The following is a 22,617-nucleotide window of genomic DNA, read 5'->3' as shown; positions in this document are numbered from 1 at the left end:
ATTAGCCAAGAAAGTGTCCGTTCAAGGGCACTTTTTCTATCAATACACCGCGCGTTTTATTAGAGATGCGCACGATTGTTTTGATTTAGATCAGATGTACAACGTATAATCCCCCTAAAGAGACAACCAACTACTTCACCCCACTTTACAAAGATAAATTTGTCGATATTATCTTTGCGCAAACGTTTGCTTAACTTTATTCCGTGTCCACTTCGAGGGTTTTATGCTGTCTGATATTGATATCTGTCGAAACACACCACTGTCACCAATCACTGATATTGCTCACCATGTGGGATTACTCGAAGGAGAATTCGCAAGCCAAGGTGCGCATAAAGCAAAAGTATCGCTAAAAAGCCTAGAACGTTTGCAGCAATGTGATACAGGTAAGTTAATACTTATCACGGCCATAACCCCTACGCCGCTCGGGGAAGGAAAAACAGTCACCACCATCGGTCTGGCTCAGGGCATTGCCAAACTAAATCGAACCGTCACCGCATGTATTCGTCAGCCGTCAATGGGTCCTGTCTTTGGGGTAAAAGGTGGTGCAGCAGGTGGTGGCTATTCACAAGTGGCACCAATGGAAGAGTTAAATTTACACCTTACCGGCGACATTCACGCAGTAACAGCGGCGCATAACCTCGCAGCGGCGGCAATTGACGCGCGTATCTACCATGAGCAGCGCAACGGCTACGACGATTTTGAAGCACGCAGTGGATTAACCGCGCTACGTATCGATGCAAAACGCGTCGTATGGAAACGCGTCATGGACCATAATGACCGTGCTCTACGTATGGTAACCGTCGGCCACAATGAACAGGGCAAACATATTAACGGCTATGAGCGTGAAGATGGCTTTGATATCTCAGCGGCATCTGAACTAATGGCAATTCTTGCACTGGCTAGCGACTTAAAAGATCTACGAGCGCGTATCGGTAGAATTGTGGTTGCCTACAATCTTGATGGTAAACCTGTCACAACCGAAGACCTCCAAGTTGCTGGTGCTATGGCCGTTAGCATGAAAGAAGCCATTGAACCAACATTGATGCAAACCCTTGAAGGTGTCCCTACCCTTATTCACGCAGGTCCATTCGCTAATATTGCCCATGGCAACTCCTCAATCATTGCCGATAATATCGCGACTAAGTTAAGTGAGTTTACTGTTACTGAAGGTGGCTTTGGTTCAGACATGGGCTTTGAAAAAGCATGCAACATCAAGGCGCAAGTCTCAGGAAAAGCTCCAGACTGCGCGGTGATTGTCGCGACATTGCGCGGACTGAAAGCAAACTCTGGCCTTTACGATCTTAAACCGGGACAAGCAATACCTGATTCATTGTTCGAAGACGATTCAGACGCGCTTTTAGCTGGTTTTGAAAACCTGAAATGGCATATCAACAACGTCAACAAATACGGAGTGCCTGCCGTTGTTGCGATTAACCGCTTCCCACAAGATAGCGACGCGGAACTGCAAGAGCTAAAAGCACTGGTGGAATCTCTGCCGAATAACGTTGAGGTCGCCATCAGCGAGGGCTTTGCCAAAGGTGGTGAAGGAACAATAAAGCTCGCTGAAAAAGTGATCGCTCAATGCGCGACAAATGCAAGCTTTACTCCTCTGTATCAGTTTGAACAAGCAACCGAAGAGAAATTGATGGCGGTTGCAGAAGCTGGCTATGGCGCAGCCAGCATCACCCTCAGCGACACTGCCAAGCAGCAACTTCACAGTCTAAAAGATCATGGCTATGACCAACTTGCGGTTTGCTTGGCGAAGACACCGCTCTCTATCTCAACCGATGGCAGTATTAAAGGAGCACCGAGCGGCTTTGACGTCTCAATTCGTGAGCTAAAGCTCTGTGCGGGCGCGGGCTTTATTTACGCTCTTTGTGGCAACGTGATGACCATGCCAGGTTTACCGGAAAAACCGGCATTTATGAATTTAGATCTCGATGATAACGGAAATATTATCGGACTAAGCTAATCACTCATCCGTACACAACATTTGAGGCTTAACTTGTCAGGTTAAGCCTCTTTTATTTTAACCCAACGGACAAGTCATGAACTTAGCCCTAAGATCATGTACCATTGAGGTAACACCCTCGAAGAATTGGATTTTTCATGGAAGCAGAGCTACTGGAAATTAAAAACTTCCTTTCCCAACACCCTCCATTTGACGAACTCGAAGATGACGTGCTCAATTACGTAACTAAGCACGTAGAAATCTCCTACTATCGCGAAGATACCCCGGTGATTCACTTTGGCGATGAGATTCGTGATCTTTACATGGTGAGAAGCGGTGTTATTGAAGTCTATCGCCGTAAAGGCGAACTCTATAATCGCATAGATGAAGGAGCCCTATTTGGCCAAATGGGTCTATTGACCAACAATAAGGTGCGCTTTCCTGCTAAGGCAACTAAAGATAGCCTGCTCTATTGCATTCCTGCAGACGTCTTCCAAGAACTGTATGACAACCACGAATCATTCGCCGATTTTGTTGAGGTAGAAGACAACGCTCGTCTGCGCCAAACGGTGTCAAACAGCAATGAACAAAACGACTTAACCACGTCGAAAGTTCGCACTCTGCTGACAACCGAAGCTCCATCGATTCCCAAAACCGAATCGATTCAAAACGCCGCAATCAAGATGGCCGAAGAGAACGTTTCATCACTGCTCATCATTGATCCAGAAGTGGCCGACGATGATGAAGATGATAACAATCCTCTCGTAGGTATCATCACCGATCGAGATTTATGTACTCGCGTACTCGCTCAGGGACTGAACCCAAATGATGAGCTCTCAAGCGTCATGACGACTGAAGTCATTTCACTTGACCATAACGCATACGTGTACGAAGCCATGCTGACTATGCTGCGCTACAACGTTCATCACCTGCCAGTACTCAAAGACAAGCAACCTATTGGTATTATTGAAGCGACCGATATTGTTCGCTATGAATCGCAGAACTCGCTCCTACTGGTGAGCAGTATCTTCCAGCAGCAGTCCATTGAAGAGCTTTCCGCACTCTCTATGCAGGTGAAAGACAGTTTTGTTCGCTTGGTTAACGAAGATGCCAACTCGCACATGGTTGGCAGTGCGATGTCGGTTATCGGCCGTAGTTTCAAACAGCGCATTATCGAGTTGGCGGAAGAAGAGCTGGGTGAGCCACCCGTACCGTATTGCTTTGTGGCATTAGGTTCCATGGGCCGAGACGAACAACTATTGGTCACCGATCAAGATAACGCCATTATCTTAGACAATACCTTCGTCAAAGCAGAGCATGACGACTACTTTGTTAAGCTGTCGGCGCTGGTTTGCGATGGACTTGATAAGTGTGGTTACACCTACTGCACTGGCGATATTATGGCGACAAACCCAGAGTGGCGTATGACGCGCTCTGAGTGGGAGGAGTGTTTCGCCGATTGGATCGATGACCCGAACCCTAAAGCTCTGCTGAATGCATCGATATTTTTCGACCTCGACGGCGTCTATGGCCGTCTAAAATGGGCCGAGCAACTCAATGGTTTCATTGTCCGGCGCGCGCGTAAGAACAACCGTTTCTTGGCTTGTTTGGCTCGAAACGCTATGAATCGCACACCGCCACTTGGTTTCTTTAAAGACTTCGTTATGGAGAAAGATGGTCAACATAAAAACTCCATCAACCTTAAGCGACGTGGCACCGCGCCACTAGCCGATTTGATTCGTGTTCACGCCCTTGCTGTCGGCTCCCGTTCAAAGAACTCATTTGAACGTTTAGATGATATTCACGAAGCCGGTATTTTACCAAAAGGCAAAGCACGTGATCTCAGCGATGCACTAGAGTTTATATCTATGGTACGCATTCGCCATCAAGCATTCGATGTTGAAAATCAAATTGACCCCGATAACAATATCGAGCCTGAAAACTTGTCTGATTTTGAGCGTCGTAACCTTAAGGATGCATTCCAAATCTTAAGCAATGCGCAAAACTTCCTAAAGTTCCGCTACCAAGCGAGCAATAACTTTAAGTGAGGCGTCAATGATCAATAAACTTATGTCGGTGCCTTCAATCGATTGGACTGCTAAGTTCAGTCGTAAGATCGAAGTCGTGCAAGATAGCAGCTTAAGAAACTATTATGAGGCGGGGTTACCCGATCCAAACACGCCACTAGAAGACGTTATGTTTCTTGCGATGGACTTTGAAACAACAGGGCTAGATTCCGATAACGACGATATCATTACCATAGGTACAGTACCTTTCAATTTGAATCGTATCTTTATCAATCAAGCGCAACACTGGACGGTAAGACCACGTAAACAACTGGCTGAAGAGTCAGTCGTGATTCATGGGATTACTCACTCAGACGTATTGGATGCGCCTGATCTATCCGGCATCTATGAGCAAGTGCTCGAGCAAATGGTGGCTAAGATTATGGTGGTTCATTATCAGCGTATTGAGCGGGAGTTTTTCGATAAAGCACTTATCGCACGGATTAAGGAAGGCATTGAATTTCCAGTTGTCGATACCATGCATATTGAAACTCAGCTCCAACAGAAACAATACGGAGGACTTTTTAATAAGATCCTTGGTAAAAAACCCGAGTCTGTTCGCTTAGGCGCGAGCAGAACTCGTTATGGACTTCCTCAGTATACGCCTCACCACGCCTTAACTGACGCTGTTGCAACCGCTGAGTTACTGCAAGCGCAAATCGCTCATCACTACGATCGAAAGATGCCAATTAAACAACTGTGGCTGTAATCATTAGGCGACTCTAGTCAGAATATGGCTCTAGTCTTTGAAAACAAGCCAATAAAAAAGGGACGATTAACGTCCCTTTTTTCATTTGTCTGATAGCTAATATCAGCGACGCTCAGTACGCATACCAAGAATCAAGCTAACACACATCAGCAGTAGAACAATGGTAAATGGTAATGCGGTAGAAATTGCACCCGCTTGAAGCGCCTGTACCGCTTCAGAGCCACCAATCCAAAGTAATGCGACGGCAATTGCACCTTCCATGAAGGCCCAGAACACACGCTGGATCACTGGCGCATCGACTTTACCACCAGCAGTAATACTATCGATAACCAATGAACCTGAGTCCGATGAAGTAATAAAGAATACCAGAACTAGAACTATCGCGATGATTGATAGAATTGAGCCAAATGGCAGTACGTCAAACATCTGGAACATCGCCAGTGATACATCCGTTAAACCCTCAGAGCCCAATTGACCAACACCGTTAGTCACCTGTTCAATAGCCATACCACCAAATGTAGACATCCAAAGTAGCGTTACAGCTGTCGGGACAAGTAGAACCGCTGTAATGAACTCACGTACTGTACGACCTTTAGAAACGCGCGCAATAAACATACCTACGAATGGTGACCAAGAGATCCACCAAGCCCAATAGAATACTGTCCAACCCTGGAACCACGCTTCATCTTCACGACCATGCGGATTACTCAATGGGATTAGGTTTTCAACGTACGACATCAATGTCGTACCAATGTTACCTAACACAATAGCGTAACCAATTAACGCAACTAATATCAGTAGCAAGAACGCCACGAGCATGTTGATGTTACTAATGACCTTAACACCGCCATCAATACCACGTAGTACTGAGACAACCGCCAGTAGTGTCACAACTGTGATAACAATAACTTGCAAGCCAAGACCAGATTCAACACCAAAGACATGGTGAATACCACTTGCTGCCTGCTGAGCACCTAGACCTAATGAGGTCGCAAGACCAAACAATGTCGCAAGTACCGCTAAGATATCAACGATATGACCGGCCCAGCCCCAAGCGCGATCACCGAGTATTGGATAGAAAATAGAGCGAATTGAAAGAGGTAAGCCTTTGTTATAAGCAAAAAATGCCAATGACAGCGCCACTACACCATAGATTGCCCAAGGGTGAAGACCCCAGTGGTACATAGTCGCACCCAGAGCCAATTTAGCCGCTTCAGGAGTATTCGCTTCAACACCCAAAGGCGTTTCGTACCAACCAGTGAAGTAAGCGACAGGCTCTGCAACACTCCAGAACATCAGACCGATACCCATACCCGCTGCAAACAACATCGATAGCCATGATACGTATGAGTAATCTGCTGTCGCGTCAGTACCACCAAGGCGAATTTTACCTAATGGGGATACGATCAAGCCTAAACAGAAAATCACAAAGATGTTGCCAGACCAAATGAACAACCAGTCAAAGCTGCCTATAATTTGCCATTTGATGCCATCTAACGTCGCTTTGGCTGACTCGGCATCCATAACCAAAACAGCGATTAAGAAAACTGCTATAAGACCTGCACTCCACCCGAACACAGGGTTATGCACGTCAAATCCCCACTTCTGTACGTTATCTTGACCGATTGTATAATCGGTACTATCAATACTGTACTTGTCTATGCCTTTAGTCATCGTTCCTCTCTAGCATTTTTCCTATTTGGTATCAGCCCGCGACAAATAAATCATTAGAGCTAAAAATGATTACCTAAACACTATAATCTGATACACCTCTCATTATTGTACGCACATTGTCGTATTGTTCCAGCAATAAGCTGTTTTTTAGCCATATTTTCATAAAACCGCCACACAGGTGATGAAATAATCAACAATGCATTCTACACTGCCTCGATAATACCATTCGTACTCTAAGTAAGTTACTGGGACTTTCCATCGTAATAGAATAACCACTATCAAATTTTGTTAGGTATGAGGCTTTTTTTCATCACTCATTTGATGTATTTTCGCCTACTTCTCATCACTAGTTCATAAAGGCAGCGCATTGGAAAAGCACGAAGAAGTCCTTATATCGATTCGCCAAATCATCCGAGCAATCGACCTACACTCTAAAAAGCTAAGTAAAGAGTCAGGATTGACAGGGCCGCAGCTTATATTAATGCGCTCTATCCGTGAGTTAGGGGAAGTGACAATTCGACAATTGTCCGACCATACCAATATGAGTCAAGCGACCGCTACAACCATACTAGATCGCCTAGAGCGTAACGGGTTAGTTCAGCGCGTTCGCAGCAGTAAAGATAAGCGAAAAGTACACGCCTACCTTACCGAGCAAGGCCAAGAGTTGCTAAACAGTGCTCCGACACCGTTGCAGCAAAGCTTTATTACGAAGTTTCAGCACTTAGAAGAATGGGAGCAGTCTCTATTGCTTTCGTCAGTACAGCGCATCTCCTCAATGATGAACGCAGAAGACATCGATGTGGCTCCGGTGTTGGAATTAGGCAGTATTACTAAGCCAGAGTAGTCCTATAGTTTATTTGCCTAACTGTGTTTTTACGCTTACGTTTATTTAGGTAACAACCCTATTTATTCCACGCGCTAAAAAAGGCGTCATGAATGACAAAAAGCAGATTAGAAAGCCTAAATGATGAAGCGATTCTCGATGTACAGCAGCAAAAGCAAGTACTTAAGATTATCGCTTCAATAACCCTTGTTGTCTTTATCCCCCTTGGAATTAAAAACATTCTGATGGGGGAGCTCATGCTTGGCTTGGTTCTGCTTATTTTTGAGGTTTCATTGCTGCTAGAAATTACAGCACTCATCTACAACAAGAAATTCTTGTTTGGACATTACATACCACTTGCCCTTCTGGTCTTCTCTGCAGTTTTATCAGTGAAAGTGTTCGGCACACTGGCAACCTATTGGCTCTACCCCATCATAATCAGCATTATCTTTCTGTTGCCCAGAAGTGAAGCTATTACCGCTAACTTTATTATGATTTCCGCGTCAGGTTTTGCCGCGCTGACGCACCAAGACGTCTCAATTACAATCCGCTACGTGCTTTCTCTGATTGTGACCGCTATTATCGTTCATGTGGTTGTGAGTGCAATTCGTAATCTTCAGCAAGAGCTACGAAGTCTGCTCGTGACCGATGCAATGACAGGCGCTTACAATCGCCATGAACTACCAACAATCCTCACTCGCACTCTCAAGAAGCACCCTTGTTCGTGTATTGTCATCATCGATATTGATAACTTTAAGTCCGTCAATGATCACTACGGCCACGATGTCGGTGACAAAGTGATTATCCGTATCGTAGACATTATCAGAGAGCATACGAGTGACGAAGAGTTACTATTCAGGCTCGGTGGGGATGAGTTTTTGCTGGTTGTACAAGGGCAAGAGCAAGATTCGGTGCTGACCTTGATGAATCGACTGAATAAAAAGATTCGCCAAGCAGAATACCCACAAAATCTATCCATGACCATTAGCTCCGGCATTGCTCAATCACAACCATTCGAAGAGATAAAAGAGTGGATGAAACGTGCCGATCTCGCGCTGTATCAATCAAAGCATCAAGGTAGAGATCGCACTTGTGTCAACGTGAATCCAATTGAGCCACCGTTCGAGCTTTGCGACCCAAATACCATTAGTCACGCAAGCTCGACTTAAATATTGGCAGTTCACTTTCCCCTTTTACTTGGCGAATCGCCAAATGGGTATGAATGTCCTTAACGTTCTCAAGCCGTTGCAGTTTGCGAGTAAAAGACTCATAACCAGTAAGATCGTGACTTACCACCTCCAACAAATAGTCATACGCGCCCGATACAACGTGGCAGCTGATCACTTCATCCATTTCTCTCACAGCAAATTCAAACTCATCGATACTGCGGGCTTGGTGATTGTTGAGACTGACTTCAACGAAAACCGTCATTCCAACGCCGATCAGCTCTTTATTTAAACTGGCGCGATAATGGGCGATGATCCCTGACTCTTCCAAACGCTTTATTCTTCGTGCGCATGGTGACGCTGATAGACCCACTTTATCAGCAATGTCTGCTGTTGATTGTCGAGCATCTTGCTGGAGCAGGCTCAAAATGTGTTTATCTATATTATCCATATCCCACCCCGCACGTTTCTAGCTTATTTTATGTTCACATTGGTGATTACGACTAATATTATTCTATTTCATGCTCAATATTGCCAGATTAAACCCAAGCTTACGCATCATAATAGTAAGAACTAAAACCTAGCTCACGGATGAACATGATTTCTGGATATTTGGCGATGGCGGCCACGCTATTATTATGGTCTGGCTTTTTTCTCTCTTTACGTAGCGGCGCTCATTCAGAGTTGCTGACATCGGATATTGCCTTTACACGCTTTGCCATTCCGTGCCTTATCCTGCTACCGATTGTGATTAAGTCACGCAAAGCCATCGCTGCAGTGCCTAAGCGTTATCTCTTAGGCATGTTCATTGGTAGCGGGTTGCCCTATCTTCTCGTTGCTGGGACGGGCATGAGCGTTGCCCCAGTCGCTGATGGCAGCGCACTCATCCCAGGTACCCTACCCCTATTTGTTTCTGGCATTGCCTTTCTATTATTCAAGCAGCCGCTTAGCTCCCATCGCATCGTTGGCCTAGGTTTAGTCATTGTAGGTATCGGTACGTTTATCTCTCATAGCATTACCAATCCATCCCCTCAACTGTTACAGGGACACCTTCTCTTTCTAACAGGAAGCGCTATGTGGGCCGTGTTTACCATTTGCGCGCGCGTCTCCGATTTAAGCCCACTTGTCGCGTCTGGTTTGATATCTCTGATGTCACTGTGCAGTTTACTTGTCCTAACACTCACAGGCGTATTAGACAGCCACCTCTTAACCACTGAACTCTCTTCTTGGCCTGTACAAGAATTACTAGGCCATACCCTCCTTCAAGGTGTGGGAGCAGGCTTAATTGCAGCCTTCACTTATCTGCATGCAATATCCGTCCTAGGCGCTGAGCGAACCGCCGCTTTTGGCGCAGCCACACCAGCGATAGCGACATTGCTCGCGATGCCAATTTTCGCAGAGCAACCAAGTAATACTGTCTGGGTAGCATTAGCACTCATCAGCTTTGGGAGCGTTATTGCAAGTAACATATTTATGAAACAAGATCGCTCGCTGCAATACCAACCGCCGAGCTTTGAGAAATAGCCACTCAACGGCCCTTTGCCGTGAATGGGTAATAGAGGTATAGTCCCACCCATCCAAATCAAGATGGACGATGTAACGTGAAAACACCATGCATTGCGGCATGCAAAAATAACGATGGAATCTGTAGTGGTTGCCACAGAACGATGGATGAAATTGTTAACTGGCACCACATCTCTGATAATGAACGAGAAGAGGCAATCAATAAGCTAAATGGCACAATCTCAAGTCATACCTGCCCTTCTTGCCAAGAGCCAGCTCAATGCGATATTAGCCAAGGCAAAGAGACTTGCTGGTGCTTCTCGATTGAAAAAAGGGATACTTCATCTTTGCCAAGTGACAGCACTTGCCTATGTCGAAAGTGCTTATCAAAGCTTCCAACCGCATAATTATTGCCGTTTTCAGTGATTAAATTTTGGATTAGTTTTTCTAATCCAGAATGAAAATATTTATCCTGCTTCAGATCACACTTTTTCGTTGCAAGCAGCTCCAGCTCCCTCTAATATCTCGCGCCTGAAAGTTCCCTTTTATATTTTATTTATTAGCTTTGTTACCGCAAAGCTGGTCGTTTTTGCGCTTTAAATTTAGGTGTAGTTGGAAATGTCCGCTTCTTCCCAAGTCATTAAATTAACATTCTTGATCGCTATTTTGACTGCCGTTGGTCAAATGACTCAGACCATGTATGTTCCTTCTATTGGTTACATGGCAACTGAGTTTTTGGAATCACCTGCCGCTTTGCAAGCAGTAATGGCGTGCTACCTGATCCCTTACGGCTTATCTCAGTTTGTTTATGGACCGCTGTCAGATCGCTTGGGCCGTAAACCTATTATCATCGTAGGTCTGCTTATCTATATCATTGGTACACTCATTGCCCTATTCGCGCACCAGTACGAATGGTTCCTTGCAGGCAGCTTTATTCAAGGTCTTGGTATCGGCTGTGGCGGTGCAATGTCACGCACGTTAACACGTGATGTTTTCTCTGGTGTGGAACTGCATAAGGTCAATAGCTTGATCAGCATGTGTGTGATTTTCTCACCATTGATTGCACCTGTATTGGGTGGCTACTTATCTGAAGCATTTGGTTGGCGTTCTAGCTACATGTTTTTAGCCTTGTTTGGTATTGCTGTTGTGATCACCATGATAACTAGCTTTAAAGAAACATTGCCAAAAGAAAACCGCCGCTACGAGCGCGTTACTGACAGCTACCGTTACGTATTATCTGATCGTCGCTTTCAAGGTTACTTGATCTGCTTAGTTGCCATCTTCTCAGGCGTGGCAATCTTTGAAGCAGCGGCCGGTGTACTTTTAGGCGGCGTACTGAAGCTACCTGCAACAACAGTCAGTTTATTGTTCGTATTACCGATTCCGGGCTATTTGGTTGGAGCAGCGCTCTCTAGCATCATTGCGGCGAAAAAGAACGAGAAAAGTGCACTCACGTTTGGACTATTTGCCACCATGGCGGGCTCATTGATTGTGCTTATACCTGGTTTAATGGGCCAAACAACCGCATTAACCTTAATTGGCGGTGCAACCATTTACTTTTTGGGCGCTGGTATATTGTTCCCAGCTGCGACAACAGGTGCGCTTTCTCCTTTACCGTATCACGCAGGTACCGGTGGCGCAGTCCTTGGCGGTATACAAAACCTTGGTGCAGGCCTCGCAACACTCGCTGCTTCAGTGATCCCTACTACGGACCAAATGCCACTAGGAGCACTCATGTTACTAATGTCACTATTGGCATTGATCGGGTTGATTCGTGTCTACCGTAAGCAAGATCCCTCGAATGATGAGATGCCTTTGGCTATCTAAAACGAAAAAGCCCCGTTTCTACACGGGGCTTGCTCGTTTTCAATATCTATAGACACAAAAAAACCAGCGCTAGGCTGGTTTAATCGAAATAATGGAGGCGCCTCCCGGAATCGAACCGAGGTCCACGGATTTGCAATCCGCTGCATAGCCACTCTGCCAAGGCGCCATTATTAGCTTGCTCTTAGAGCTAAATTGAGATGGTGCCCCGGGCCGGACTTGAACCGGCACAACGCGAACGTCGAGGGATTTTAAATCCCTTGTGTCTACCAATTCCACCACCAGGGCACACAAATTTCTTTGTGATGCCGTCTAGAACAATAAACACCATCTAAGATTTAATAAAGAATGGAGGCGCCTCCCGGAATCGAACCGAGGTCCACGGATTTGCAATCCGCTGCATAGCCACTCTGCCAAGGCGCCGTTTTCTTTCAACGCATTAGGTTACCCACCGCTGCGTTCGCTGCATACTTTACGGATTGAGCCTTGAGAGTCAAACAAAAAAGCACGTTTTTCTTTTGTTTGATGAGTTTTGAAGCAATATGATGGTTGTTTGATCGCGTTTGTTTGTTTTTACTTCAAGGAAGTCTCTATGAGTAAGGTCTATTTGTTCGATTGGGGAGATACACTAATGATCGATTTCCCCGGACAAAATGGAAAAATGTATTTATGGCCTCATGTCGAAGCTGTCGAAGGAGCAGAAGAAACACTAAAGCACCTTAGCCAGTCTTCGGCTATCTACATCGCTACCAGCGCACAAGATTCGACAGAACTCGAAGTTCAACAAGCTTTTCAGCGTGTAGGACTCGATCCCTATATCAGCGGTTATTTCTGTAAAGCCAATTTAGGCCTAGAGAAACAAGATCCAGCATTCTATCGCGCTATCATCAATTCCATTGGTCAATCAGCAGGTAATGTCACCATGATTGGCGATAGCTTGGAGAAAGATGTCTACCCAGCTAAAGAAGCGGGCTTAAACACAGTATTTTTCCATTCTCAGGCATCAGCGTTACCTCAAGGTACAGTGCATATTGATTGTTTACGTCAACTCATAAAATAACCGTAAATCCTCTCTTTACCTCAACCTAGGTTGAGGTTTTATAGTCCTTTTAACGCTTTACTCTCTTAAAAGGATCATAAATGAAAACCCTAGTCTTATTCTCAAGCGCCAACAAACAGGGCAATACCGCGCAACTGGTCTCTGAGGTGTCTGAACACCACAAAACTGAAGTCATTGATATCGATTTTCTCAATATTACGCCCTACAACTACCACAACGACTACCCTGCTGATGACTTCTATCCACTGGTAGAGAAAATGTTGGCCGCCGAGCACTTAGTGTTTGCCTCTCCCGTTTATTGGCACGCTGTCACCGCGCCAATGAAAGCGTTAATTGACCGTATGACTGAACTTCTCGATGTGGCTGAACTTAAACCCAAAGCGCGTCAACTAGAGGGAAAACGTGGCTTCGTAATGGCAAGTTCGGCAAGCCAAGAAATTTGCCCGATTTACCACGGATTTTTCCAGAATGTGTTTAAGTACTTCAACATGGAATTGGCAGGCACATTACATGCGCCATGTCGTGAAGGTTTTTATGTTGAACCCGATGAGTTGGAAGGGTTCAACCAAGCTCTAGCTCAGTGATAAACACTAGGTGTTGCATAAAACAAAAAGGCTTAGCACCGCGCTAAGCCTTTTTATCTTTAATCACTCTAAGCCGTTGTTGCTTGAGGTTGGTATCGGCCCGGTTTGTGGTTCATGGCCAAAATTAAGTTTGTCGCCACAGCGCCACCAATTGAAAGTAGGATCAGCGTAACATCGACGATAAATAGCGACATCACGACAATCGTACAGTCTAACGCCATCTGTACTTTACCTGCTCTGATCCCGTAGCGCTCCTGCAAGAACAGCGCAAGAATATTGAAACCACCTAGGCTCATCTTATGACGGAAGATAACCAGCATACCAATACCGATCATACCTCCCCCAAGCAAAGCCGCATAAAACGGGTCAATTCGAGCAATCTCAATCACGTGATGTAAATGGTCGACCGCAAACGAAACAATGGACACCGCAATAAAGGTATTGAGCGTGAAGCGCCATCCCATACGAGCTACAGATAAAATGTAGAAAGGTAGATTTAACGCGAAAAAGATCTGGCCAAAACTAAAGCTACTGATTTTAGTTAAGAAGATGGCAAGACCTGCTGTACCACCAGTTAAAAGACCGACTTTATTGAAGAAGATAACGCCGAGTGACACAAGCGCGCTACCTAAGATTAACGCGAGCATGTTCTCGCGTAGACTATGTTCTTTATCCATTTTAGGCTTCCTATCCCTTACAATTCACCAAAAGCTGATGTGAATCAAACACGCATAAGATGCGAATAATTGATAAAAATGTCGAGAAATGAGCCTAAATACCTCAAGTTTGGAGTGTTAAGCGAATTTTACACTTGCTGATTTAATCACCAACACAAGTCATGCGCTGGCGCGCTAACTACTTTTCTTCTTTACCAAATTGATCACGTTCTGATTTTGATCGAAACTTGAACCTGAGCATTCACGTTGTATCTCATCGTTACGCGCATCTTTGACTTTTTTCGCGTTGTACATCGCCTCATCAGCTAGGGAAACAAGCGCGTCCTTGTTCTTGGTGTGATCAGGAAAGTGGCTCACGCCAATACTAACTCCCACTTGCAAGGTACGTTCATGGAAAGTGATCGGTTCACGTATTGCTTGCTCAATTTGAGCCACTTTTGAAGATACAATACTAAAGTCATTGAGTAGATCGAGACAGATGACAAACTCATCCCCACCTAACCTTCCGACAAAGTCTGACTCTCTAATACATTCTGAGAGTCGGTCTGCCACTTGAATAAGGACAAAATCACCAGCATCGTGACCATAGGTGTCGTTAATTCGCTTAAAGTCGTCCAAATCGATAAACAATAATGCCAACTTGCATTCCGTTCGGTTGGCTTTAACAATTGCGTTCTCTAACTGCCTATCGAACGCACGTCGATTGACCAAATTAGTTAATGGATCATGTTCAGACAAAAAGATGAGCTGCTCTTGCTTATGTTTGAGCTGCTGAGTCTGGCGCAGCACCTCTTCTTCCAGCTCTTTCTTTGTCACTGTTGAATGACGTAAGGAAACCGTCATTTGATTGAAGAAGCTAGCAATCACTCTAAACTCACTGTCCATCTTAACCTCTCCCACTTTGGTATCCAATTGGCCCTTTGCCAATCCCAAAATGGCGGTTTTCATTGCTTCCGCACCCGATTTAAACCTAAATAAAATTAACCATGCAGTAACGCTGACTAAAATCGAACAGATGATCAACCAAGCCGCTGCCGTCGACATGACACTTTTGAGATTCTCTGCATTACGGTTGAGCACTGTCTGATGCACATAGGCAAGCTCTTCTGTCATGTTTTGCACGATCATGTTGTAGCGCGAGTGCAGTAGCCCTCTAGCATTGATATTCGATGGTGTCGCAAGCGTTGAATTACTGCCCGTTAATGATTTCAAGCCTTTTTCTTGAATGATCAGGGTATGCAAACTGCTGTTCATACGTTGGATATTATCGAGCTGAATATTACTGTTTTTGTACGCGGTTAATTTGGTATCTAACTCAGCCTGAGCAAGCTCAACTTGATTCAAACTTGGCTCATCGCCAAATTGCTTGAACACCCAAAGCTGGCTTCTTAATAAGTCGACACAAAGTTGTAAATCGATGATTTGGTCCAACTCTAATTTAGTGACGTTTTGTTGGCTGTTGATCTTAGAAAATGAAATCACGATAAATAACGTCAACATCATAGTTGTCGTTGATAAGATAAACATCTTCTTAAACAGTGAATCCAGCATCATCTAATCTCTTTGAGCAATAAGTTGTCGGTACGGGTAACTGTAAAATACTTGTCTAAAATCTGGGGGATCTGCTGAAACCAGTTTGCTTTCAATCGCCCAGCGCGCTTGCAGTTGAAGGTTAGTAAGTAGCGAATTACCTAAAGACAGACGGAACAAGTAGTCCTCCCAAGACCACTCGACTTGATTGTATGGAATGTCCAAACGCGACGCGATCATCTTCAGAGCTTTATCTGGATTGGTGTTAATCCACTCTATGGCTATATCTAGCGCTTGTAATAGCCGCACTGGTTCATCACCCACAAACTCCAAATAGGGTGAACGAGAAATAAGGTTAAAAGAGAGTTGATAGATACCTTTCACGCCGAGGTTAGTCACTTCCGCAACCGAAAGAAGGTCGGCCTGAAAGCCCATCGGTTCCCACGCTGAAATTGCCTCGACACGATAAGAGAGTAACGCAGGTACTAATTCATGGGGCTGCATATAGACTTTGTCGATCAGTTGCTTTTCAACATTGTTGCTAATCAGTACGGAGTCTAGGTAAAACTCGCTGGCGGTACCTTTGACTACCCCAACCTTACGCCCCGCTAAGTCTTTGACACCGGCGATTTTAAAAGGGACAAGCGTTAGCAGTTTCAGATCGTTATCAGATTCAACAAAACTTGCAAGCAAGGAAAGGTCATCCCTTTCATAACTTTGAAACATCACCACGGATTCAGAGGCGGTTGCATAGTCGACATTGCGCTCAATCATCAGCTCGGTGCATGCTGCTCCACTAGAACATGGGTAGAGAGTGACATCAAGATTGAACTCTTTAAATATCCCAAGCTGATCGGCAATTAGAAATGGAGATGACAAAGGCGTAAGCGACACGCCGATTTTGATCTGAGACGATAGCTGATACTGCGTTTTGTTATGATTTGTTAATAAGCTCCAAGCCACCGCACACAACACAATGACAGAGACTAGAAGCACTAATTTTGGTTTTGTCACAACCAGCACGTTCTGCTCACTCCAACAATAAGAAACATGGCACATATAAAGCTAGTCGATATTTCATAAACATGGCACCCAGTCCTCACATTTCGGCGTTATACGTGCATATTCAGTCAATAAGCGTGAACTTTGTCACCTTCTTTCAGCTAATGAATTTAGTTGCTAAGGGCTCATCTTGCGTCTCTTGTTTGGCCGTTATCACCATTTGAAGCGTATAAACCGCAATAACAGTTAAGTGAGGAGAGGGTGACGTGAGAATAGTTATCTTAGGTGCGAGTGGTGGAATAGGCTCAGCAATTGCTCTGGAATGTGCAACACGCTTTCCCCAAGCAGAGGTTATTGGAACGTACTACAGGCATCCACCAGAGTTGTGCCACCCTCAGCTAGAGTGGACTTCATTAGATGCGACAAATAAAAATGACTTCCATAAGCTCTCCGCTAATTTGAACAGCATTGACTGGGTCATTAACTGCGTCGGCTTTTTACACGACGACAAACGAGGCCCTGAAAAATCTATACGCTCGTTTGAGCCTGATTTCTTTAATAAAAACATTTCACTTAATACCCTGCCGACTCTTTTTTCCGCCAAGCAGTTTGGCCCACTTCTAAAAAGCAGTGCTAATGCTAAGTTCGTTACCATTTCAGCGAAAGTTGGCAGTATTGAAGACAATCAGTTAGGGGGGTGGTATAGCTACCGAGCCTCAAAGGCAGCACTTAATATGGTGTTAAAGTGTCTTGCTATTGAATGGAAAAGAACCAATCCGCAAGTTACCGTGCTAGCCCTTCATCCCGGAACAACAGATACAAACTTGTCTAAACCATTTCAAACCAATGTCCCAGCAGGTCGACTGTTTACTCCAAGCGATGTTGCCAATGATCTCGTGAACATCATCGAAAACAGCTCAACCGATCAAAGCGGTGACTTTCTCTCATATTCTGGAGAACGGCTTCCATGGTAACGCTTTGTTCGACAACGCTTTGAGCATTACTTAACATCATCCCAGCATTTAGCTCACTTTTTGCACCATATAAAAGGTAATAAGCAGGGTTGAGAACTCGGCACCAGATTCTATGTTCGCTGGCACAGTGGTGCTGCTCCCCTTAATCATCACCTACAGCGCATAGTCTGGTTGGAGGAGCGTAACGTTTCCTCCGTTGATGCGATCTGTTTTAATATGCCTTGATGCAAACAATCTAAGAGTACAAAAGCGTTGGAAGAAATCTATATTGCAGGCGGGTGTCTGTGGGGAGTGCAAGAGTTCATCAGACATATTCCCGGCGTGATTGAGACCCAGGCGGGTCGAGCGAACGGACAAAGTGATACCACGTCATCGCTTTATGATGGTTATGCCGAATGTGTTCGTACACAGTTTGATCCGAGCAAAGTGTCCGTCAGTCAATTAATGGACTGCCTATTTGAGATCATTGACCCATACAGTGTTAATCAGCAAGGTGAAGATATTGGTGAGAAGTACCGTACAGGTATCTACAGCCGAGTTACAACGCATCTAGTGCAAGCTCAGCACTATATCGATCGCAGACCAGATAGAGACAAGATCGCCGTCGAAGTTAAACCGCTCATTAACTACGTAAAGAGCGATGAAGAACATCAAGATCGACTGACACGCTGCCCTGATGACTACTGTCATATCCCGATCGATTTATTACATAAGTATCGCCAACAAGACGAGCGTTAACGCTTTCCATTCCAAGTCGATAGGAGATTGACCTATCGACTCTTGTCTTAACGTCACTAAATCGCCACAACAGACATGTTTTCGCTGTTTTAATGAGCAAGAATCCGTTAACTTGGAATCACCAATCTCAATAAACGCTTCCTTACGGTCAGCATGTTAGAACAAGTCGTCGGTATCCTCTTCCCTGTCTTTGCCTTAATTGCTGTCGGCTTTTCCGTCGGTCGTTGGTTGAAACCTGACTTTAGGCCGATCAACCGAATCAATATGGATGCATTTACTCCCGCACTTCACCGGAGCGATCGCGTTTAGCGTTATCTATTTCTTTATTCTGCTACCAGCCATGCAAATGATGGTGCTGTTTAGTAACTTCTTTAGCATCATCACTCTACCGTTATTGCTCGGGTTCGCTCTCTCCTTGTGACCACTCTTCGGGGTTGGTGAGCATAGTTTTGCCTTTAAAGGTTTCCGCGCGAATATCTTGCGGATTATAGATTGCGCAGGACTCCATCGATAAGCAACCACAACCAATACAGCCACCAAGATCGTCTTGCAATGCTTTCATCTGTTGGATGCGATGCTCAAGCAATGCCTTCCAGCCTGACGCCATCTGCTCCCACTCTTTTCGGTTCGGTGCATGATGCTTGGGTAGGTACGACAAAGAGTCGACAATTTCTTCAAGAGTCAAGCCAACCTCTTGCGCCGCTTTAATAACCGCAATGCGCCTTAATACACTGCGATCGTAGCGACGTTGATTACCTTGGTTACGCCAGCTATGGATCAATCCTTTTTGCTCATAGAAGTGCAGCGCTGAGACCTTTACTCCCGCGCGCTTTGCAACTTCACCGACGCTCATTTCCATTATTTACTCCAAAAAGTTATAAAAAAACTCTTTACCTAAAGTTAACTTGAGGTTTTAGAGTAACACCAAGTTGGCAGGTTAGATAAGGAATCATCATGATGCGACTCTCAAAACATAGAACTCTTCCATACCTTTCTGGACGTTTTTTCGATGGCATTTCCTCAGGCTTATTCATGATGGCCCTGCCTTGGATCATCTTAGCAGAGCCAAACATGGGCACTTTTGTCGCTATGACTGCGCTCGCCTGTACTGCAACGTCGTTTGTCTTAACCCCTTTTTTCTCAACGTTAATAGACAGACATTCACGTAAAACTTTATTGGTCATCGTGCAAGGCATACAAGCAACCACCGCGGGTGTTGTCTTTATCGTCTATAGCTTTTCAGCAGGTTCAGTGTGGTTACTGGCCGCCGCACAAATGGTCTTTTGGGTCACCAGTAATTTAGCTTGGTCGACCAATAACGCCTTTATGCAAGAGAATTATGATCAACATGAGTATGCCTCCATTTCAGGGAAGCAAGAGATTGTCATGCAAGGTACGACACTTGGGGCTGGTGCTCTGGGAGTGGTACTTCTTCAAACATGGGGAATGTTTGAATTCGCGGCCTTCGCTACAATGGCTTCATTTATCGCCACACTAAGTTACATTGTCACACCATATAGACAACAACTTAGAGACAGTCTCTCCATACCATTTCTTCAGCAGTTGAAAGAGAGTAAAGATATTTTCGCCGAGCAGCCAAGATTCTACTCCTTTCTGATGCTCTCTTGCCTCTCTTACCCCATTCTTACCTTTTTGGGTAAGCTGGTTCCAATCTGGTTCTCAGACAGTGGCGTATCAGGAGATTGGTACGCAGGCTACAACATTACCTTTGGCTTAGGCTCGCTACTTACTGGGGTTTTCTTGGCTAAGTTACTGGTGTTGACCACTCACAAAGTAACGATTCAATATTCTATGGCAGTCGTCGGTTTAACCTTGATAGGCATGAGTCTATCGACACACCCTGGGTACATTCTGTTGTTCACTCTGTTTTTTGGCTTCTTTAATGCCCTTAACCGTATTGCACGCACAAACTGGATGCACCACACCATTGATGTCGGTCAGCGCGGCAGAGTCGAAGGTGGCCTAGCGATGTTTTCAACGTCAGTCCAAAGTCTGAGCTACGTCGTTATCGCGATACTGGCGCACTTTGATGCGACTCAGTATGGCTTTGCCATCGCGGCGCTCATCGTCATGATTGCCGTGGTCATAATGGCGCGACTCGGTCGCACGAGTGGGCAAAAACAGCTGCTTTACACGTAACAACCTTGAGAGAAAGAAGCCTGAACAGACTATGTTCAGGCTTCATGGATATTTCACTGGTTAAGAGAGCTTAAAGCGCCCAACAATCGATGTGAGGGTGTGATTCATATCCGATATGGCTTGAGCCTCTTCTAGCGCTGTTTGACCATTGGCATCAAGCTCGCCAACGATGTCATTAATCGCAGTCATGTTTCTGCTCAGCTCCTGAGTCACACTACTTTGTTCTTCCGCCGCAGTCGCTATCTGTGTGCTCAGATCATTAATGTCGGTAACAAAGGCGGTCATAAAATCAAGACTGCTTGCAACCTCTCCGGCTCCCTCAGCGGTTTGCGCACATTTCTCTTTGGTCGAGTCCATCGAGTCAACAACCGACTGGCTGCCTTTTAATAAACTGGCTAATGCGGCTTCGATTTCTTCGGTACTGGCTTTAGTCCTGCTGGCAAGATTACGAACTTCGTCAGCAACCACCGCGAAACCTCGCCCTTGTTCACCCGCCCTTGCCGCTTCAATCGCCGCGTTCAATGCCAGTAAGTTAGTTTGCTCCGCAATGGCCCCTATCACCCCAAGAATGGTGTTAATACCATCTGTCTCTGAAGCCATGTTATTCACATTCTCACTAGCAATGCTCACATCTTCCACCAGTTCATTGACATTGTTTTGTGCTTGAGTCACGGTCTCTTTTGACGCGTTACCGGCTTCACTTGCTTTGTGGGTCAGTTGAGCGGTATTAGCGGCATCGGTTGCCATCGATTCGGCGGTAGAGTTCATCTCTTCAATCGCAGTCACGACTTGTTCCGTCTCTTGAACGTGGTTTTGAAGGATCACGCTGTTTCTCTGGCTCTGATCTTTCATCCGATCGACATTCTCATTGAGGTGGGTTGTCACCTCCCGAATCTCAAGCATCATGGATTGAAGGTTAGCGATAAACGCATTAACCCCTTCAGAAATCTGGCCAAGGTCATCGTGAGTTTTCACTTCTATACGTTGCGTTAGGTCACCATTACCCTCGCTAAGTCCCATGACTGTCTCTTTCAAAACAAGGATTGGACGGTAAAGTATGTTCATGATGATTAGAGCAAGAATGATACTGATAGCGGTCGCAATGATTGCCGTTGTTATTGCGGCTTGTTTGGCAGAAGCGAGCGCCGACAAGGCGACGTCTTCTTCAATCCCCACAACAAAATACCAATTCTTATCGGCAACTTTGACTTGGTGAGAGAAAAACAGCTCATCTTTGTCACCTATCGAGCCATCAAACACGGTAGCAACATTACCTATTACTTGTTTTGCCGCGTTATTTAACCAATCGACACTGTCGGCTTTGGTACCCGCTTTTACCTCACTACTCGATGAAGCAAGCACGGTTTTATCGTGATTGAGGATTACCGCTACGGCCCCTGGTATTTCATTGGCATTTTTCGCAATGTCATTTAAGAAACCTAACTGCATGTCCGCTGAAATCATGCCACTCATGGTTTTACGCACAATCGACACCCAATATACATCGCCCTCACTGCCAAGGTAAGGCTCAGAAATCGCCGCGGAAGGACTTTGTCGACCGAGTTGATACCAACCTCTGGTGGTAACATCCCCTTCAAATTTGTGGTTAGGCCAAGTTTTCGCCGTCTGATTCCAATAGGCATCACCATTGGTAAACGCAACCACTGAGCTATTTAAGTTCATCGCCTTAGAAAAGAGATGAGTCAGTTCAATGAAGTCTTGTTCAGTCCCGATGATAGGTTTATTGTCAAAATGCTGACCTAACTTATCGAGGCCATGCACTTTTTCGTTAAGTAGCGCTGCAATTTGTTGTGCTTCGCTTTTTACATACTCTTGATTGGTCTGAGTGATCAACTCGACCAGATTTGATTTCTGCTTTACATATGCGATGTAGCTAGATGCCGATACCGAGACGACAACTAACGCGACGATTGAGATCAACAGTAGTTTTCTGAATCCTAGGTTTCGCATGACCCAATTCCTTATGGTGAACCCTATTTTCAGCAATTGTGCTTCGAACGTTTGCTGTTAGCTTTGTATCTGTAAGTGTGGCGTTTATATGGTAAAAATCCAGTCAGGTGGGAAAACATTAGACAAAAAATCGCCCCTTACGTTAAAGGAGCGCTAGGTGTCATTCGCAATAATCGTGGCCGTGGCCATTTAGCTTAAGCGGGTT

Annotated in this window: 20 protein-coding genes, 3 tRNA genes and 1 pseudogene; 14 read left to right on the top strand and 10 right to left on the bottom strand. The window is 45.2% G+C overall.

What is annotated here, in order from left to right:
- Positions 1-223 precede the first annotated feature (223 nt).
- The 3 genes from ACU01J_RS08130 (at position 224) to ACU01J_RS08120 (ending at position 4,726) form a co-directional block, all read left to right on the top strand.
- Positions 224-1,972, top strand: a complete 1,749-nt coding sequence (locus tag ACU01J_RS08130) for a formate--tetrahydrofolate ligase (protein ID WP_481085225.1) — start codon at positions 224-226, stop codon at positions 1,970-1,972.
- Between the two features lie 137 nt (positions 1,973-2,109).
- Entirely contained in the window at positions 2,110-3,999 is a 1,890-nt protein-coding gene (locus tag ACU01J_RS08125) for a DUF294 nucleotidyltransferase-like domain-containing protein (RefSeq protein WP_481085224.1), read from the top strand.
- 7 nt (positions 4,000-4,006) lie between these two features.
- Entirely contained in the window at positions 4,007-4,726 is a 720-nt protein-coding gene (locus ACU01J_RS08120; protein ID WP_481085223.1) for a 3'-5' exonuclease, read from the top strand.
- Positions 4,727-4,828: 102 nt separating this feature from the next.
- On the opposite strand, the gene ACU01J_RS08115 is transcribed toward ACU01J_RS08120, so the two are convergent.
- Complete coding sequence (locus ACU01J_RS08115; protein ID WP_481085222.1) at positions 4,829-6,400, bottom strand: BCCT family transporter; 1,572 nt, start codon at positions 6,398-6,400, stop codon at positions 4,829-4,831.
- 367 nt (positions 6,401-6,767) lie between these two features.
- On the opposite strand from ACU01J_RS08115, the gene ACU01J_RS08110 reads away from it, so the two are divergent.
- Both ACU01J_RS08110 and ACU01J_RS08105 read left to right on the top strand, forming a co-directional pair.
- Positions 6,768-7,244: a MarR family winged helix-turn-helix transcriptional regulator gene (locus tag ACU01J_RS08110; RefSeq protein WP_481085221.1), complete on the top strand. Its 477-nt coding sequence runs from the start codon at positions 6,768-6,770 to the stop codon at positions 7,242-7,244.
- A gap of 92 nt (positions 7,245-7,336) precedes the next feature.
- Positions 7,337-8,392, top strand: a complete 1,056-nt coding sequence (locus ACU01J_RS08105; RefSeq protein WP_481085220.1) for a GGDEF domain-containing protein — start codon at positions 7,337-7,339, stop codon at positions 8,390-8,392.
- Here ACU01J_RS08105 and ACU01J_RS08100 read toward each other — a convergent pair.
- A complete protein-coding gene (locus ACU01J_RS08100; RefSeq protein ID WP_481085219.1) occupies positions 8,370-8,840 on the bottom strand; it encodes an Lrp/AsnC family transcriptional regulator in 471 nt (156 codons plus the stop codon). The genes ACU01J_RS08105 and ACU01J_RS08100 overlap by 23 nt on opposite strands.
- A 146-nt stretch (positions 8,841-8,986) precedes the next feature.
- Between ACU01J_RS08100 and ACU01J_RS08095 the strand changes: the two genes are divergently transcribed.
- From ACU01J_RS08095 to emrD, 3 genes are all read left to right on the top strand, one after another.
- A complete protein-coding gene (locus ACU01J_RS08095; RefSeq protein WP_481085218.1) occupies positions 8,987-9,913 on the top strand; it encodes a DMT family transporter in 927 nt (308 codons plus the stop codon).
- Positions 9,914-9,990: 77 nt separating this feature from the next.
- Positions 9,991-10,299, top strand: a complete 309-nt coding sequence (locus tag ACU01J_RS08090; RefSeq protein WP_481085217.1) for a cysteine-rich CWC family protein — start codon at positions 9,991-9,993, stop codon at positions 10,297-10,299.
- A gap of 211 nt (positions 10,300-10,510) precedes the next feature.
- A complete protein-coding gene (emrD, locus tag ACU01J_RS08085; protein ID WP_481085216.1) occupies positions 10,511-11,719 on the top strand; it encodes a multidrug efflux MFS transporter EmrD in 1,209 nt (402 codons plus the stop codon).
- 92 nt (positions 11,720-11,811) lie between these two features.
- Here emrD and ACU01J_RS08080 read toward each other — a convergent pair.
- From ACU01J_RS08080 to ACU01J_RS08070, 3 genes are all read right to left on the bottom strand, one after another.
- A tRNA-Cys gene (locus tag ACU01J_RS08080) sits at positions 11,812-11,885 on the bottom strand.
- Positions 11,886-11,917: 32 nt separating this feature from the next.
- Positions 11,918-12,004, bottom strand: a tRNA-Leu gene (locus ACU01J_RS08075).
- A 61-nt stretch (positions 12,005-12,065) separates the two neighbouring features.
- Positions 12,066-12,139, bottom strand: a tRNA-Cys gene (locus tag ACU01J_RS08070).
- Positions 12,140-12,308: 169 nt separating this feature from the next.
- On the opposite strand from ACU01J_RS08070, the gene ACU01J_RS08065 reads away from it, so the two are divergent.
- Both ACU01J_RS08065 and ACU01J_RS08060 read left to right on the top strand, forming a co-directional pair.
- Positions 12,309-12,776 carry an HAD family hydrolase gene (locus ACU01J_RS08065; protein WP_481085215.1) on the top strand — a complete coding sequence of 156 codons (468 nt, stop codon included), beginning with the start codon at positions 12,309-12,311 and terminating at the stop codon, positions 12,774-12,776.
- Positions 12,777-12,856: 80 nt separating this feature from the next.
- Positions 12,857-13,360 carry a flavodoxin family protein gene (locus ACU01J_RS08060; protein WP_481085214.1) on the top strand — a complete coding sequence of 168 codons (504 nt, stop codon included), beginning with the start codon at positions 12,857-12,859 and terminating at the stop codon, positions 13,358-13,360.
- 68 nt (positions 13,361-13,428) lie between these two features.
- Here the strand turns inward: ACU01J_RS08060 and ACU01J_RS08055 are convergent, their stop codons facing one another.
- From ACU01J_RS08055 to ACU01J_RS08045, 3 genes are all read right to left on the bottom strand, one after another.
- Positions 13,429-14,037 (bottom strand): DUF6198 family protein, encoded by a 609-nt coding sequence (locus ACU01J_RS08055; protein WP_481085213.1) that lies wholly within the window; start codon positions 14,035-14,037, stop codon positions 13,429-13,431.
- A gap of 174 nt (positions 14,038-14,211) precedes the next feature.
- Positions 14,212-15,588, bottom strand: a complete 1,377-nt coding sequence (locus ACU01J_RS08050; protein ID WP_481085351.1) for a diguanylate cyclase domain-containing protein — start codon at positions 15,586-15,588, stop codon at positions 14,212-14,214.
- 3 nt (positions 15,589-15,591) lie between these two features.
- Positions 15,592-16,590: an ABC transporter substrate-binding protein gene (locus ACU01J_RS08045; RefSeq protein ID WP_481085212.1), complete on the bottom strand. Its 999-nt coding sequence runs from the start codon at positions 16,588-16,590 to the stop codon at positions 15,592-15,594.
- A 245-nt stretch (positions 16,591-16,835) separates the two neighbouring features.
- On the opposite strand from ACU01J_RS08045, the gene ACU01J_RS08040 reads away from it, so the two are divergent.
- The 3 genes and pseudogenes from ACU01J_RS08040 to ACU01J_RS08030 all read left to right on the top strand — a co-directional run.
- Positions 16,836-17,543 (top strand): SDR family oxidoreductase, encoded by a 708-nt coding sequence (locus ACU01J_RS08040; protein ID WP_481085211.1) that lies wholly within the window; start codon positions 16,836-16,838, stop codon positions 17,541-17,543.
- Positions 17,544-17,795: 252 nt separating this feature from the next.
- Complete coding sequence (locus ACU01J_RS08035) at positions 17,796-18,281, top strand: peptide-methionine (S)-S-oxide reductase (RefSeq protein WP_481085210.1); 486 nt, start codon at positions 17,796-17,798, stop codon at positions 18,279-18,281.
- A 153-nt stretch (positions 18,282-18,434) separates the two neighbouring features.
- Positions 18,435-18,569, top strand: a pseudogene (locus ACU01J_RS08030) (AEC family transporter); the annotation flags it as partial.
- Between the two features lie 103 nt (positions 18,570-18,672).
- Here the strand turns inward: ACU01J_RS08030 and soxR are convergent.
- A complete protein-coding gene (gene soxR / locus ACU01J_RS08025; protein WP_481085209.1) occupies positions 18,673-19,140 on the bottom strand; it encodes a redox-sensitive transcriptional activator SoxR in 468 nt (155 codons plus the stop codon).
- Positions 19,141-19,235: 95 nt separating this feature from the next.
- Here soxR and ACU01J_RS08020 point away from each other — a divergent pair, with 95 nt between their 5' ends.
- Complete coding sequence (locus ACU01J_RS08020) at positions 19,236-20,441, top strand: MFS transporter (protein ID WP_481085208.1); 1,206 nt, start codon at positions 19,236-19,238, stop codon at positions 20,439-20,441.
- Positions 20,442-20,501: 60 nt separating this feature from the next.
- Here ACU01J_RS08020 and ACU01J_RS08015 read toward each other — a convergent pair whose 3' ends face one another.
- On the bottom strand, positions 20,502-22,412 hold the full coding sequence (locus tag ACU01J_RS08015; RefSeq protein ID WP_481085207.1) for a methyl-accepting chemotaxis protein: 1,911 nt from the start codon (positions 22,410-22,412) through the stop codon (positions 20,502-20,504).
- Between the last annotated feature and the right edge of the window lie 205 nt (positions 22,413-22,617).

The organism is Vibrio sp. 2433-A1 (assembly GCF_056726085.1).
The sequence above is the reverse complement of the archived record's forward strand: the minus strand, read 5'-3'. Positions and strand labels throughout refer to the sequence as shown.